1 protein-coding gene is annotated in these 239 nt (G+C 25.5%); it reads right to left on the reverse strand.

The features are described from left to right. Positions 1-26: 26 nt before the first annotated feature. Positions 27-239, reverse strand: a 213-nt coding sequence (locus EII29_RS11805) for an ABC transporter ATP-binding protein (RefSeq protein ID WP_125237633.1), incomplete at its 5' end; no start/stop codon positions are given.

Here is a 239-nt window from a genome sequence, read left to right on the forward strand (position 1 = left end):
AATTATCATCATTATTATCTTTTTCATTATCTTTCAACTCCTATTCTTAATTTTCTTAAATAGCTGTTTATATCCGATACTCCTGTATTTTCTTTTCTTTCATATGGAGATATTCCTATATTAACTTTTGGATTATTTACTAATCCTTTGTCTCGATATTTCCCACTATTATAATCCTTTAACAGCTCATTTCTATTATATTCATCTTTCGCATTCAATAGAAATTCACTATTATCCAA

The sequence above is a fragment of the Leptotrichia sp. OH3620_COT-345 genome (assembly GCF_003932895.1).
In the GTDB taxonomy this organism is placed as follows: Bacteria; Fusobacteriota; Fusobacteriia; order Fusobacteriales; family Leptotrichiaceae; genus Pseudoleptotrichia.